We start from the raw sequence: 13224 nt of genomic DNA, 5'->3' as shown, positions 1-13224 counted from the left end.
GCCCCGCCCGGACCTGCCGCCCGACCGCCGCCCGGACCTGCCGCCCGGCGGTTCGGGCGGGGCTCCGGCGCGGCCCGGGCGGCACCACCCGGCCGGCCGGATCACGGCCACCCGTGCGGGTGAACTCCCGGGACGCCCCGCTGACCGTTCGGACACGACGCCTCCCGCCCGGGCACTGGGCGAGCGGCCGGTCCGGGGCCGCGCCACGGAGCGTGAGCACCGGTGGCGGACCGTCGTGCGGATGGCATGCTGGCCGACGCGTCACCCTGCGCCGAGGCCCGCCCCAGTGGGGCTCCATCCGGCCTCGACCTGCGGGGATGTTCATACGCCAAGCCCCCGTCCAGACTTCACCGGGGCTTCGCGACCGTTTAACACCTGCCTGGGATGCTGCCTGTCATGAACGCTCAGCCGACCGCGACCGCATGGGCCCGCAGGGCCGCCTTCCCGCTCCCCCAGCGGCACCGCCGCTACCTCGCCTGTGCCGCCGTGGCCGCCTCCGTGGCCCTCGGCGGACTCGGGGTCGGAGCCACGGTCGAGACGGTCCGGCAGGACACCGTCGCCGCGTCCGGGAGCACCGCGCGCTGATCCCGCCGGGGCCGGATCCGGCCCGCGTCGCGGCGAGTGGTGGGGCACCGGGCACCCGCCGACACTGGTGGTGTCCGGGCAGCCCCCGGCCGGAAGGAGCACACCATGTCCACCGGCACCGTGAAGTGGTTCAACATCCACCACGCCTACGGCTACATCACTCCGGACCACGGCGGCCCGGAACTGGCCGTCTACTACGACTCGATCGTCGGCGAGGACCACCTGCTGCACGAGGGCCAGCGCGTCGAGTACGAGGAGACCCAGCAGGAGTTCCGCGCGGTCGCCGAACACGTCCGCCCGGTGTGAGCCCCGGGCGGACCGCTCAGCCCAGCAGACCGTACGGCTCCCGCGCCCGCGCCGGGCCAGGGGCCGCCGGCGTGGCCGGGCGGCTGTGCCGGCCCGAACCGGGCACCGGGTGGAGCTCCGCCTCCGGCGCGTACCGGGCGGCCGGGGCCCGCAGCACCCAGCCGCGGCCGGCCCGGGCGATCAGACCCATCCGGTCCAGCAGGCCGAGCACCTCGCGGCGCAGCGCCGTCCGGTCGGCCAGGTACTCGGGCCCGAGGCCGGCCCGCAGGCCGTGGTCGTCCACGATGTCGCCGAGCGCACCGTCTATCAGGGCGTCCGGTACCAGCACCGCCGGGGGCGCGGCCTCCTCGGGCAGCGGCCGCAGCTCCTCCACCAACTGCCCGACCAGCAGCACCGCCGCCCGGGCCGGGACGCCGGTGCCGGGCAGCGCCAGGTCGGTCAGCTCCTCCGCCGGGTCCAGCAGGGCCACCCCCTCGGACCGGACCTCCGCCTCCAGCCCGAGCAGGTCGGCGAGCAGCTCGGCGTCCGCGAACCGGCCGGCCAGCAACCCGGTCCGCTGCTGCGGGGCGAGCTCGTCCAGCAGCACCACCGGGGTCTCGGCGAGCAGCCGGCGCACCGTCAGCTCCGGACCGGCCGGCGGCAGCGGGCGGCCCGGGGCGAGCGCGGCCGCGAGCTCCCGGTCGGGTGTGCCGTCCGCCATCAGGACCTGCCAGCCCGTCAGCACCCGCAGCACCGCCGGGTGCTCCGGCTCCGGGGGGCGGCCCTCGGCCAGCGCGGCCAGGGCGAGGACCAGGGCGGCGTAGCCCTCCGGGTCCAGCCCGGGCAGACCGCGGCCGGGCAGCGCGGCCTTCCGCAGCCGGGCATGGCCCGCCGCCACGGTCAGCGGGTAGCCCAGCACCTCGCGGAAACGGTCCGTCAGCCAGTCGGCGTGCCGGCGGATCAGCGGAAACCCGGCGCCGTGCGGACCGTCCGCGGTCACCAGAGGGTGCGCCATCAGCAGCCGGGCGGCCGTCCGGCGTTCGACGTCCGCCTCGGCCTGGCCCGGGCCGCGGGAGCGGTCCGGCTTGCGGTGCCGGCCGCCCGACCGGGCCCCGCCGGGGGCGTTCTGCCCGCCCGACCCGGACCGCACCCGGCGCGGGCCGACCGGCCGGCCGCCCCGGGCCCGCAGCGCCGCCGACCGGTGCGCGGTCGGCCCGTGCCACCAGCTGGTGTCGGCCAGCACCACGCAGCCGGACTCCGGCAGCCCGCCCAGGTGACGGGCGCCGTAGAGGCCGAACGCCTCGGTGAACAGGTCGTGGGCCGCCTCGGCGTCGGCCGCCGCCAGCCGGCGGGCGAGCAGCTCCGTGTCGAGGTGCGCGGCGCTGGGGAACGCGGCACCGGGGCCCGCCGGGACGGGACGTGCGGCGTCGGCGGAGTGGGCAGCGTCGGCAGGTGCGGCGTCAGGGCGGGCAGCGTCGCGGGACGCAGGGGCCAGGAGCCGCCCCGCCCCGCCCGTGCGCCCGATCCCCGTGCCACCGGGCACCTCCCCGGCGCCGGTCGCGTGCTCGTGCTGCTCCATGTCGGGGACCAGACTAGACGGTGCCCGCACCGTCGGGTACGGCGCCGGGAGAGACCGCGGCGGAAGGACCCGCTCCCCTTGACCTACGCGCGGGTAACCACCCCTTCCGTACGCCGAGCACCGTCCCCTATCGTCGGCGCATGCCCAACCTGCCCGATGTCGTGCTCTGGTCGATACCGGCGTTCGTGCTGCTCACGGTGGTGGAGGCGGTCTCGTACCGGTTCCACCCCGACGAGGACGAGCAGGGCTACTCCGGCAAGGACACCGCCACCAGCCTCGGCATGGGCCTCGGCAGCCTGTTCTTCGACGCCGGCTGGCGGGTGCCCGTCGCCCTCGCCTACTCCGCCCTGTACGAACTGACGCCGCTGCGGGTACCGGTGCTCTGGTGGACCCTGCCGCTGATGCTGCTCGGGCAGGACTTCCTCTACTACTGGTCGCACCGCGGGCACCACGTGATCCGGATCCTGTGGGCCAGTCACGTGGTCCACCACTCCAGCCGGAGGTACAACCTCTCCACCGCGCTGCGGCAACCCTGGACCGGCACCGCCACCACCTGGATCTTCTACCTCCCGATGGTGCTGGCCGGCGTCCACCCGGCGGCGCTGGCGTTCTGCTCCTCGGTCAGCCTGGTCTACCAGTTCTGGATCCACACCGAGCGGATCGGCACGCTGCCCCGCCCGGTCGAGTTCCTCCTCAACACGCCGTCCCACCACCGTGTCCACCACGCCTCCCAGGGTGGCTACCTGGACCGCAACTTCGGCGGCATCCTGATCGTCTTCGACCGCCTCTTCGGCACCTTCACCCCGGAGACCACCAGGCCGGTCTACGGTCTGACCAAGAATCTGGACACGTACAACCCGCTGCGGGTGGCCACCCACGAGTACGCCGCCATCGGCCGCGACCTCGCCCGGGCCGCCGGCTGGGGCGACCGCGTCCGCCACCTCACCAAGGGACCGGGCTGGCAGCCCGCGACCACCGACCACCGCCCGGAGGGCAGCCCCGCATGACCATCACCCGACGCCTCCGTGCCGCCCGCGGCCTCCTCGCGGGCTACGCCGCCACCTCGGCGGCCCACCTCGGGGCGATCGCCACCGGGGCGAGCACCCTCCAGCACGCCACCAAGCCGGCCCTGATGCCGCTGCTCGCCGCCCAGTCCCTGGCCGCCTCGCGGCACACCCCCAAGCTGCTCGCCCCCGCCCTGGCCGCCAGCACCGGCGGCGACGTCCTGCTCCAGCTCGGCTCGGACCCCGCCTTCCTGGCCGGCATGGGGTCGTTCGCGGCGGCCCACGTCTGCTACGTGACGATGTTCGTCCAGCAGGGCGCCCTCGACGACAGGCGGCGCAGCCTGCTGGTCGCCGCCGCGTACGCGGCCGCCTGGGCAGCGATGATCGGGCAGCTCTGGCCGGACCTCGGCGACCTGCGGTTCCCCGTCGGCGCGTACAGCCTGCTGCTCGCCTCCACCGCCGTGACCTCGGCCGGCCTCGGCTGGCGGTCCGGTATCGGCGGGGCCCTCTTCCTGTTCTCGGACACCCTGATCGCCACCCGGCTGGCCGGCTGGAAGGAGCTGCCGGGACACCGGTTCCTGATCATGGCCACGTACATCGTCGCCCAGTACCTGCTGGCCACCGGCGTGATCGCCGCGGCGGAGCGCCGCGCGGGCGGCGCGGCGGGCGTGGACGCGGACGTCGAGGACGCGGCGGAAGCCGCCCTGCGGGCGGGGGTCACGGCAAACCGGTAGCCCGGGGGCACCTGCGGCAGCCGGGTGCCCCCGGGCGCCCCTTCCGTGCTCGGCCGAGTACGCCGTGCCTCCCCGTCAGGGGTTGTCGTTCTCGCCGGAGGTGCGGCGGCGGAGGAGCCAGAAGCCGCCGATGCCCGCGGCGACCAGGGCGCCGCCGGTGGCGAGCTCGCGGACGTCCGTGCCGACCGAGCCGCCGAGTCCGGTCTGCACGCCGCCCCGCGGCTCCGTCGGTTCCTCCGCCGCGCCACCGGTGGCCGACTGCTCGGCCGCGGGCTTCACCACGGCAGGCTGCACCGGAGCGGGCTGGGCGGGCTGGGCGGCCTGGGCGGGCGCCACCGGGGAGTCGGCGCCCGCAAGGCCGGAGAGGCCGGAGAGCCCGGGCACGGGGAAGGCGGTCAGCGCGAGGGTGGAGGCGAAGGCGGCGCCGTCCGGGCAGTGGCCCTCCAGCTTCCAGGCCGCCCGCCCGGCGTTCCGCAGCAGGGCGCCGGGCAGCTCGCTCACCGGGATCACCGTGGCGGGCCCTGAGTACCGGCCGTCCGCCCCGGCGGTCAGCGTCGCGGAGCCGCCGGTCAGGACCGGGGACGCCACGGCGACGGTCTTCTCCGCGCTCCCGGCGCCCGTACCGCAGGCGACGCTGACCGTCACCGTCTGTCCGGGAGCCGCCTCCGCGGGGGTGATGGTGGCCGCTCCGGCTTCCGTCGCGGACGCCGCCGAGGCGGTGAGACCGAGCAGGGTGGCCGCTCCCAGCAGGGCTGCGGCCGTACGCGTGCGGCGCATGCCGTACCTCCAAGGTTCTCGGGTGCAGCCGCGGCGGCGGGGAGGTCCACCGCGATCGGAACCACTACACCCAGTCACCAAGACGCTAGGCAGCGCCGCACCCGCCAGCCACCGCACAGGACCGTTCGTGCGCGGTCGCCACCCCGGGTGACCGCCGGCGCGGAGGAGTCCCCCCGGGAGCGGAGCCCGGTCAGATGTCGAGGTCGACGACCACCGGGGCGTGGTCGGAGGTGCCCTTGCCCTTGCGGGCCTCGCGGTCCACGTAGCTGTCCTTGACCGCGTCGACGAACGCCTTGTTGCCGTACGTGAGGTCGATCCGCATGCCGCGGTTCTTCGGGAAGGCGAGCTGGCGGTAGTCCCAGTACGTGTAGGGGCGGTCGTACTTGAGCGGGCGGGGCACCACGTCCTGCAGGCCGGCCTCCTGGAGGGCGGTCAGCGCGGCGCGCTCCACCGGGGTGACGTGGGTGAGGCCCTCGAAGGCGGCCGGGTCGAAGACGTCCTCGTCGGTGGGCGCGATGTTGAAGTCGCCGAGGACCGCGAACGGGCGGGTGCCGGCCGCGTCCTCCAGGACGGAGCTGCGCAGCGTCTCCAGCCACTCCAGCTTGTAGCGGTAGTGCGCGTGGTCGACCTCGCGGCCGTTCGGCACGTAGACCGACCAGACGCGGACCGGGCCGCAGGTCGCCGCGATGGCGCGCGGCTCGACGGCGGCGACCAGCGCGTCCTCCGCGAGGAAGCCGGGCTGGCCGGGCAGGTCGCGGACCACGTCCTCCAGGCCCAGGCGGGAGACCACGGCCACGCCGTTCCACCGGCCGGTGCCGTGGGCGGCCGTCTCGTACCCCAGCTCGCGCACCGCCTCGAACGGGAAGGCGTCGGCGGCGCACTTCAGCTCCTGGAGGCAGAGCACGTCCGGCTCGGCGCTCTCCAGCCACTCCAGGAGCTTGGGCAGCCGGGCGGTGACGGAGTTGATGTTCCAGGTGGCGATGCGGACGGTCACGGCGGGCGGCCTTCCCGGGCGGTGCGGACGAGGAGCGGACCCGCCCGAAGGCGGTCCACCCCGAACATACCGCCCGCCGCCGACAATCCCGGTCGAGCCGGTCGGCCGGGTGGGCCCGGGAGCGGGCTCAGCCCGCCGGGCGGGGGCCGCTGCCCCAGGGCGGGTGGTCGGGGCGACCGCCGCCGCGGGGGCGGGCGGACCAGTCGCGGGGCAGTTCCACCACCTCGCAGCCGAGGGCGGCGAACCGCTGGACGGTGGCGTGCGCGACCACCGGGTCGAGGCAGAACACCCACGGGCCGGGGACCAGCACCACGTGGTGGACGCCGGCCGCGACGGCGTTCCCCAGGCGTTCCAGGGCCGGGAGGGCACCGGTCGCGGAGCGGCCGTTGTCCAGGTAGACCACCGGGTGGGACAGCCCGAGGCGGAGCGCGTAGCTGTCCAGGGCGTGGCGGTGGGTCTGCATCTGCCAGCGGTCACTCGGGTAGCACCGCAGGTAGGCGGCCGGCTCACGCCGCCCGCCGCGACTTCTCGGGTGAGGCATCAAACGCTCCTCGCGGGTCCGTCGTCCCCTCCCTCGGCCCACAGCAAACCGCTCCGAGCCCGCGGAATCAATGGGCAATCCCTACGGTCCGTACCGGGCCGCTTAGGCCGACCACGCCTAAGCGGCCGGGGAACCGCGCGCGGCGGAGTGCCCTGGCCGCACTCGTCCGCCTGCGCGCGGTTCTCCCCGGCAGGACGCGGCCGGCCTGCCCGGGTCGGCGGATCAGCGGGAGGGGTGGACGACCGCGGCGGAGCCGCCGCCGCGGCGGGTGGGCTCGGCGGCGGCGATCCAGCGGCCGTCGGGGAGGCGTTCGACGCCGGTCGCGGCGCCGATCTCGGGGGTGGCGGCGAAGACGTGGCCGAGGGCCTCCAGGCGGGTGCGTTCGGGCAGGGCGAGGAAGCCGGGCTCCGCGGCGGTGGTGGCGGTGTTGCGCTGGCTGGCGCGCGGGGCGGCGATGGCCTGTTCCAGGCCGAGCCCCCGGTCGATCCGGCCGGTGAGCACCTGGAGCACGGTGGTGATGATGGTCGCCCCGCCGGGCGACCCCACCGCGAGGAAGGGCCTGCCGTCCTTGAGGACCACGGTCGGCGAGATCGAGGACCGGGGCCGCTTGCCGGGGCCGGGCAGGTTGGGGTCCGGGACGCCGGGGGTGACCGGGGTGAAGCTGAAGTCGGTCAGCTCGTTGTTGAGCAGGAAGCCGCGCCCGGGAACGGTGATCCCGCTGCCGCCGGTCTGCTCGATGGTGAGGGTGTACGAGACCACGTCGCCCCACCGGTCTGCGACGGTGAGGTGGGTGGTGCTGGGGCCCTCGTACGCCTCGGTGGCGGCGGGGCCGGTGCCGGCGCAGGCGCCCGGGTGGTACGGGTCGCCGGGGGCGAGCGGGCTGGTCAGGGCGTGGTCCGGGTCGATCAGGCAGGCCCGGGCGGCGGCGAACCCGGGCGACAGCAGCTGCCGGGTCGGGACCTCGGAGAATCGGGGGTCGCCGACCCAGCGGTTGCGGTCGGCGAAGGCGATCCGGCCGGACTCCAGGAAGCGGTGCAGGTACTGCTCGGGGCTCAGCGCGGCCAGGTCGCTGTGGGACAGGATGCCGAGCGCCTCGCCGACGGTGGTGCCGCCGGAGGAGGACGGCGCGATGCTGTACACCTCGTATCCGCGGTAGTCGACCCGGGTGGGGCGCTGGACCAGCGCCCGGTAACCGGCGAGGTCGCGGGAGTCGACCCGGCCCGGGCGGGCGTTGCGGCCGGAGGCGGGGTCCACCGGGGGCTGCTGGAGGGTACGGACCACGTCGGCGCCGATCGGACCGCGGTAGAAGGCGTCGGTGCCCTTGCGGCCGAGTTCGCGGTAGGTGTCGGCGAGGTCGGGGTTGCGCAGGGTGCTGCCGACGGTGGGGAGTTGGCCGCCGGGCAGGAAGAGCGCGCGGGTGGCGGGGAAGTCCTGGAAGCGCTGCTGGTTGGCGGCGGTCTGGTCGCGGAACGTCTGATCGACGGTGAAGCCGCGGTCGGCGATCCGCTCGGCGGGCCGGAGCACCTCGCCGAGCGAACGGCTGCCCCAGAGTTCGAGGGCCTTCTCCCAGGTGGCGGGAGTGCCGGGGACACCGACCGAGAGTCCGCTGGTGACGGCGTCCGCGAAGGGCAGCGGGGCGCCGTTCTCCAGGAAGAGGGACTCGTCGGAGTGGCGGGACGCGATCTCCCGGCCGTCCAGGGTGGAGACCTGGCCGGTCCGGGCGTCGTAGTGGACGAAGTACCCGCCGCCGCCGATGCCGGCCGAGTACGGCTCGGTGACGCCGAGCGCGGCGGCCGTCGCCACGGCGGCGTCCACCGCGTTGCCGCCCCGTCGCAGCACCTCCAGGCCGGCGGCGGTGGCATCGGCGTCCACGCTGGCGACCGCACCGCCGTAGCCGACCGCCTCGGGGGTCTTGGGTGGCGGGCCGCCGGCGTGGGCGGGTGCCGTGCCGGTGCAGACCAGGCCGGCGGCGAGCAGGAGGGAGGGGAGGAGTCGGGCCGGAGCTCTCATGCGGTGGGCCTCCTGAGGCAGCGTCAGTTCTCCGTTCTCCCACAGTGTCAGGAGCTGGACAACAGGAACTCCGGCCACTACCCACCAGTAGCGGCCGACCCGGCGCAGTCGGGCAACCCACCAGGGGCGCGTGAGGGCACCTCCCGGCCGAAGGCTGGGGGAGAACTGCGCGAAACGGGAGTGACGACGCCGCACCCACCGACCCGCGCAGTCCCCCGCGCCCCTTCAGTGGCTGACCGCGTACGAGAGGGGCGTTGCTTCAGCGGGGGGTGGTGGCGCGTTCGATGCGGTGGCGCTTGATGGTGCGGAAGCGGCGGGCGACCTGGCGGGCGAGGTCGGCGGCGCCGACCAGGCCGGCCTCGTTGCCGAGGGCGGCGTGGACGACGGTGGCCTCCGGCCGGAAGCCGCGGCCGGTGAGGGTGCGTCGGAAGGCGTCCTGGGCGGGGCCGAGGAGGAGGTCACCGGCTTCGGAGACGCCGCCGCCGACCACGAACCGGCCGGGGTCGAGGGCGGCGGCCAGGTTGGCGATCCCGACGCCGAGCCAGCGGCCCACCTCGTAGAGGAGTTCCACCGCGACCGGGTCGCCGTCCCGCGCGGCCTCGGTGACCAGGGGTCCGGTGATGCCGCTCGGGGTGCCGCCGGCCCGGGCGAGCAGCGGCTGGACCACCGGGGACTCCTCGGCGACCAGCTCGCGGGCCTCCCGGACGAGGGCGTTGCCGGAGGAGTACTGCTCCCAGCAGCCGCGGTTGCCGCACGGGCAGCGGTGCCCGCCGGGCACCACCTGCATGTGGCCGAACTCGCCGGCCAGCCCGTACTTGCCGCGGTCGACGTAGCCGTCGCGGACCACCGCTCCGCCGATCCCGGTCCCGAGGGTGATCATGACCATGTGGTCCTCGCCGCGGCCGGCGCCGAACCGCCACTCGGCCCAGGCGGCGGCGTTGGCGTCGTTCTCCACCACCACCGGGAACCGCAGGCGCTCGCTGAGGGCCTCCTGGAGGGGTTCGTTCCGCCAGTTCAGGTGGGGGGCGAAGAGCACCCGGGAGCGGTCGGCGTCCACCCAGCCGGCGGCGCCGACGCCCACCGCGTGGACGTCGTGCTTGTCGGCGAGCTGGAGGACCAGGTCGACGATGACGTCCTCGACCACCCGGGGGCTCTTGCTCTTGTCCGGGGTCTCGGTCCGGATCCGGTCGATCACCCGGCCCTCGCCGTCCACCACCCCGGCGATCACCTTGGTGCCGCCGATGTCCACCCCGATGGTGGGCAGCCGCAGGATGCTCGCGGGCAGGGCGCGCCGGCGCCGTTCCGCGCGCGGGCCGAGGCCCAGCAGGTTGGGCAGGACGGCCGGGCGGGCCGTGCCGCCGTTGGGGCTGGTCACGGGGGGTGGGCTCCTTCGGGGTCGGGGACGGCTACCGCCATCCTCCCGCGCCGCCCGGTGACCCGGCATCCGGCGGCCGGAGGACACCGGGGGGCGCCGCTGTCCGGCACCCCCGGCCGGGTGCGATCACCTGACGGTCCGATGGCACACTAGATCTTCGGGCACAGCCGATTCTCACGAAAACGTGACGCAGGTCTCAGGATTCGCCGGATCCGGACAGCAACTGATCACGCGTTCCGCGAAGTCTGGTCCCACAGGAGCGCGAACCGGGCGAGACGGGGCCCGGTCGGCCGGCAACCGGATACGAGAACTCGATGCAACTGACAGGCACACCCTTCCTCATCGTCACGATCATCCTCGTGCCGATCTCCATCGCGGCGGCCATGCTGCTCTGGAGCAAGGTGCGCGGGCCGCAGGCCCTGCAGGTCCTGTCCAGACTCGCGATGATCCTGTTCGCGCAGGCCACGGCCGTGCTGATGGTCTTCGTCATGGTCAACAACGCCAACCTGATCTACGGCAACTGGGACGACCTGCTGGGGACCGGCAACCACGTGCGGGCCGTACCGCAGCTGCCGCCGGCGGACGGCTCCGGCGCCACGCCGGGCCACGACGGCACCAAGCAGCACCCGAAGGTGGTCCAGTCCTTCCAGGCCGTCGGCGACCCCAAGGTGCCGGCCGACGTCAAGACCACCGAGCTCAAGGGCCAGGTGTCGGGCGTGGACGGCGAGGTGCTGGTCTGGCTGCCGCCGCAGTACGACGACCCGGCGTACAAGGACAAGACCTTCCCGGTGGTCGAGCTGCTCCCGGGCTGGCCGGGCTCCTCCAAGACCTGGTACGGCACGCTGCGGGTGTCCGAGCAGCTCAAGCCGCTGATGCAGAGCGGCCAGGTGTCGCCGTTCATCCTGATCTCGCCGCGCACCAACCTGCTCGGCGACACGGTGGACACCGGCTGCGCCGACGTGCCGCACAAGGTCAACGCCGCCGCCTGGCTCTCCCGTGACGTCCCGCAGATGGTGCTGGACAACTTCCGCGCCGACGCCTCGCCGGACCGCTGGGCGGTGGCCGGCTACTCGGCCGGCGGCCACTGCGCCTCCAAGCTCGCCCTGGAGCACCCCGAGCGCTACCGGGCCGGCGTCAGCCTCTCCGGGTACAACGACCCGGCGCAGGAGGCGCTCTCGCTCACCGCGAAGGACCCGAAGCTGCGTGAGGCCGCCAACCCGCTGAACATCCTCAAGAACGCGGCCCAGCCGCCCAAGGTCGCGCTGTTCCTCAGCGGCAACAAGGGCGACGGCTACGAGGGCGGCGAGGCGCTCAAGGCGGCCGCGAAGGCGCCGACCACCGTCACCGTGGTGGAGACCACCGGCCCGCACACCAGCGACGTGTGGAAGCCGATGGTCCCCGACATCTTCAAGTGGCTGACCGGGATCATCCCGCCGAAGGCCTGACCCCGCGGACGACGACGGCCCGTCACCCCCTGCTCCGGGGTGACGGGCCGTCGCGTTGCCGGGTCCGGTGGGGATCCGGCCGAGGTCAGCCGGTGAACGGGTGGCCGAAGCCCTTGCCGGCCGCCGCCTTGGCCACCGCGTCGGCCGCCGCGGCGGAGCTGTCGACCCGCCAGTCGGTGGGCACCGTGCTGCCCGGCCAGGTCTTCTGCAGGTCGAACCAGACCAGGCCCACCAGGCCCTCCGTCCTGGCCGCACCGGCGAACAGGTCGGCGACCTGCCCGGGCTTCCGCGGGCCCTCCGCCACGCCGGTCTCGGCGATCACCAGCGGCTTGCCGGTCAGCGCCCGCAGGCTCTTCACGGTCGGGTTGAACAGCGTGGTGAAGTCGCTGCCCTCCTGCGGGCCGTAGTAGCCCACCAGGCCGACCCAGTCGACGTACTCCTCGCCCGGGAAGTAGGGCTTCAGCGGGGCCTTGGCGGCCGAGTCGGTGACGTGGGGCGACCAGAGCCAGACCACGTTGGTGACCGCGCGGTCGCGGAAGGCGTCGTGGACCCGCTTCCAGGCGGCGACGTAGTCGGCGGGCTTGGCGTGGGCGGGCCCCCAGGCGTTCCAGTCGGCGTTCATCTCCGGGGCGAAGTCGATCACCAGCGGGCCCTGGTAGGAGCGCACCTGGTCGGCGAACCGGGTGAGGTAGGCGTCCTCGGACCCCGAGGCGATCGAGGCCAGCCCGGTCTGGACGGGGGCCCAGGTGAGCAGCGGCAGCTGGCCGTTGCGCCAGAGCGCCGCGTTGCCGGCCGGGTCGAAGTCGTCGCCCCACACCTGGTAGTACTCCCGGACGTCGGCCGGGCGGCCGGTCTTGGCGGCGAAGGCGGTGACCGGTCCGAGGTCCTCCGGGCCGCCCTCGGAGGCGACGCCGAGGAACCGGCCGCTCGGGGTACGCAGGGCGGTGGCGTCGTAGGGCGCGGCGGAGGCGGTCGGCGAGGCCGTGGCGCCGGCGGTGGGGGCCGCGGCCGGGTGCGGTCCGCCGCCCGAGCTGCAGGCGGTGGCCAGCAGCGGGGCGGCCAGGGCCAGGGCGAGCGCCCGGCGACGGGAGGGCCGTCCGGTGACGGGGGCGGTGGGTCGGTTCACGGATCATCCTCGCGGGCTGGTGTCCGCCGGGCCGGCGGCGCCCAGGCTCGCCGCATCCTACGAGGTGACCCGACCGCCATTCGGAACGGAGCGCTCCGCTCCGGTCTCGATATGATCACGGGCCTGTCCCAGACCGGTACGGATCGGACATTGACGTCCAATCATTTAATGCGGGTGCATTACCGTCCTGACTGCATCCCGAGCGGTCTCCGCTTACTGGAAAGGCGGACACCCGGTGACACCCCCCTCCCTGCCCTCCGGCAGACCCGGCGCCGACCCCGACCCCGGCGCCGACCCCGGCGAGCTGGTCGCGGTCGAGTCCAGTCCGGTGTTCGTGGACCAGTCCGGTGTCCGCGGCCGGCGTCTGCGCGGCTTCGGCTGGACGGTCGGTGCCGCCAGCGCCACCCTCGCCGCGGGCATGGCGGCCACCCTGGTCGGGCTGCAGTCGAACGCGCCGCACCTCCAGGTGCCGGCCCAGCCCCAGCCCGGCGCCGCCGTGGCGAGCCTCCCGCCGAGCCCCGCGCCGACCGTCTCCCCGCAGTCCGCGGCGCCCTCCCCGCAGCCCTCGGGCAGCGCGGTGCCGAAGGCCGGCACCGCCTCCCCGGCCGCCACCACCGGCCGCCCCACCGCCTCGACCGGGGCCGCCACCGCCGGGAAGACGCCCGGCGCCGCCACCCCGTCGGCCGGCGGCGCCGCCGTCCGGACCACCACGGGGACCGGTACCGCCGGGAAGTCGGCGACCACGGCCCGCCCCAGCCACTGACCCTCG

General features: G+C 75.1%; 13 protein-coding genes. 6 read left to right on the top strand and 7 right to left on the bottom strand.

The window, feature by feature from the left end; genetic code table 11:
• The first annotated feature begins 396 nt into the window (after positions 1-396).
• Positions 397-585, top strand: a complete 189-nt coding sequence (locus ABWK59_RS27335) for a hypothetical protein (RefSeq protein WP_354643296.1) — start codon at positions 397-399, stop codon at positions 583-585.
• A 105-nt stretch (positions 586-690) separates the two neighbouring features.
• Positions 691-891: a cold-shock protein gene (locus ABWK59_RS27330; protein WP_354643295.1), complete on the top strand. Its 201-nt coding sequence runs from the start codon at positions 691-693 to the stop codon at positions 889-891.
• Between the two features lie 16 nt (positions 892-907).
• Here ABWK59_RS27330 and ABWK59_RS27325 read toward each other — a convergent pair whose 3' ends face one another.
• Positions 908-2449, bottom strand: coding sequence for a DUF2398 family protein (locus tag ABWK59_RS27325; protein ID WP_354643294.1), 1542 nt, complete (start codon positions 2447-2449; stop codon positions 908-910).
• 140 nt (positions 2450-2589) lie between these two features.
• Here ABWK59_RS27325 and ABWK59_RS27320 point away from each other — a divergent pair, with 140 nt between their 5' ends.
• Positions 2590-3456 (top strand): sterol desaturase family protein, encoded by an 867-nt coding sequence (locus tag ABWK59_RS27320; protein ID WP_354643293.1) that lies wholly within the window; start codon positions 2590-2592, stop codon positions 3454-3456.
• Positions 3453-4187 carry a lysoplasmalogenase gene (locus tag ABWK59_RS27315; protein ID WP_354643292.1) on the top strand — a complete coding sequence of 245 codons (735 nt, stop codon included), beginning with the start codon at positions 3453-3455 and terminating at the stop codon, positions 4185-4187. Before ABWK59_RS27320 ends, ABWK59_RS27315 begins: the two co-directional genes overlap by 4 nt.
• A gap of 75 nt (positions 4188-4262) precedes the next feature.
• Here the strand turns inward: ABWK59_RS27315 and ABWK59_RS27310 are convergent, their stop codons facing one another.
• The 5 genes from ABWK59_RS27310 to ABWK59_RS27290 form a co-directional block, all read right to left on the bottom strand.
• Positions 4263-4964 carry a hypothetical protein gene (locus ABWK59_RS27310; protein ID WP_354643291.1) on the bottom strand — a complete coding sequence of 234 codons (702 nt, stop codon included), beginning with the start codon at positions 4962-4964 and terminating at the stop codon, positions 4263-4265.
• Positions 4965-5154: 190 nt separating this feature from the next.
• Positions 5155-5958, bottom strand: coding sequence for an exodeoxyribonuclease III (locus ABWK59_RS27305; protein ID WP_354643290.1), 804 nt, complete (start codon positions 5956-5958; stop codon positions 5155-5157).
• A 127-nt stretch (positions 5959-6085) separates the two neighbouring features.
• Positions 6086-6499 (bottom strand): hypothetical protein, encoded by a 414-nt coding sequence (locus tag ABWK59_RS27300; RefSeq protein WP_354643289.1) that lies wholly within the window; start codon positions 6497-6499, stop codon positions 6086-6088.
• Positions 6500-6721: 222 nt separating this feature from the next.
• Complete coding sequence (gene ggt / locus ABWK59_RS27295; RefSeq protein ID WP_354643288.1) at positions 6722-8509, bottom strand: gamma-glutamyltransferase; 1788 nt, start codon at positions 8507-8509, stop codon at positions 6722-6724.
• A gap of 259 nt (positions 8510-8768) precedes the next feature.
• Positions 8769-9884: an ROK family glucokinase gene (locus tag ABWK59_RS27290; RefSeq protein WP_420492856.1), complete on the bottom strand. Its 1116-nt coding sequence runs from the start codon at positions 9882-9884 to the stop codon at positions 8769-8771.
• A gap of 359 nt (positions 9885-10243) precedes the next feature.
• Between ABWK59_RS27290 and ABWK59_RS27285 the strand changes: the two genes are divergently transcribed.
• Positions 10244-11329 (top strand): alpha/beta hydrolase, encoded by a 1086-nt coding sequence (locus ABWK59_RS27285; RefSeq protein ID WP_354643287.1) that lies wholly within the window; start codon positions 10244-10246, stop codon positions 11327-11329.
• Positions 11330-11414: 85 nt separating this feature from the next.
• Here the strand turns inward: ABWK59_RS27285 and ABWK59_RS27280 are convergent, their stop codons facing one another.
• Complete coding sequence (locus ABWK59_RS27280; protein ID WP_354643286.1) at positions 11415-12455, bottom strand: glycoside hydrolase family 26 protein; 1041 nt, start codon at positions 12453-12455, stop codon at positions 11415-11417.
• 235 nt (positions 12456-12690) lie between these two features.
• On the opposite strand from ABWK59_RS27280, the gene ABWK59_RS27275 reads away from it, so the two are divergent.
• A complete protein-coding gene (locus tag ABWK59_RS27275; RefSeq protein ID WP_354643285.1) occupies positions 12691-13218 on the top strand; it encodes a hypothetical protein in 528 nt (175 codons plus the stop codon).
• Positions 13219-13224: the final 6 nt, after the last annotated feature.

This window comes from Kitasatospora sp. HUAS MG31 (assembly GCF_040571325.1).
GTDB classification, from domain to species: domain Bacteria; phylum Actinomycetota; class Actinomycetes; order Streptomycetales; family Streptomycetaceae; genus Kitasatospora; species Kitasatospora camelliae.
The sequence above is the reverse complement of the archived record's forward strand: the minus strand, read 5'-3'. Positions and strand labels throughout refer to the sequence as shown.

Excerpts from the sequence above, each read along its gene's own strand:
- ABWK59_RS27335 (WP_354643296.1), top strand. The coding sequence starts at position 397 with ATGAACGCTCAGCCGACCGCGACCGCATGGGCCCGCAGGGCCGCCTTC.
- ABWK59_RS27330 (WP_354643295.1), top strand. The coding sequence starts at position 691 with ATGTCCACCGGCACCGTGAAGTGGTTCAACATCCACCACGCCTACGGC.
- ABWK59_RS27325 (WP_354643294.1), bottom strand. The coding sequence starts at position 2,449 with ATGGAGCAGCACGAGCACGCGACCGGCGCCGGGGAGGTGCCCGGTGGC.
- ABWK59_RS27320 (WP_354643293.1), top strand. The coding sequence starts at position 2,590 with ATGCCCAACCTGCCCGATGTCGTGCTCTGGTCGATACCGGCGTTCGTG.
- ABWK59_RS27315 (WP_354643292.1), top strand. The coding sequence starts at position 3,453 with ATGACCATCACCCGACGCCTCCGTGCCGCCCGCGGCCTCCTCGCGGGC.
- ABWK59_RS27310 (WP_354643291.1), bottom strand. The coding sequence starts at position 4,964 with ATGCGCCGCACGCGTACGGCCGCAGCCCTGCTGGGAGCGGCCACCCTG.
- ABWK59_RS27300 (WP_354643289.1), bottom strand. The coding sequence starts at position 6,499 with ATGCCTCACCCGAGAAGTCGCGGCGGGCGGCGTGAGCCGGCCGCCTAC.
- ggt (WP_354643288.1), bottom strand. The coding sequence starts at position 8,509 with ATGAGAGCTCCGGCCCGACTCCTCCCCTCCCTCCTGCTCGCCGCCGGC.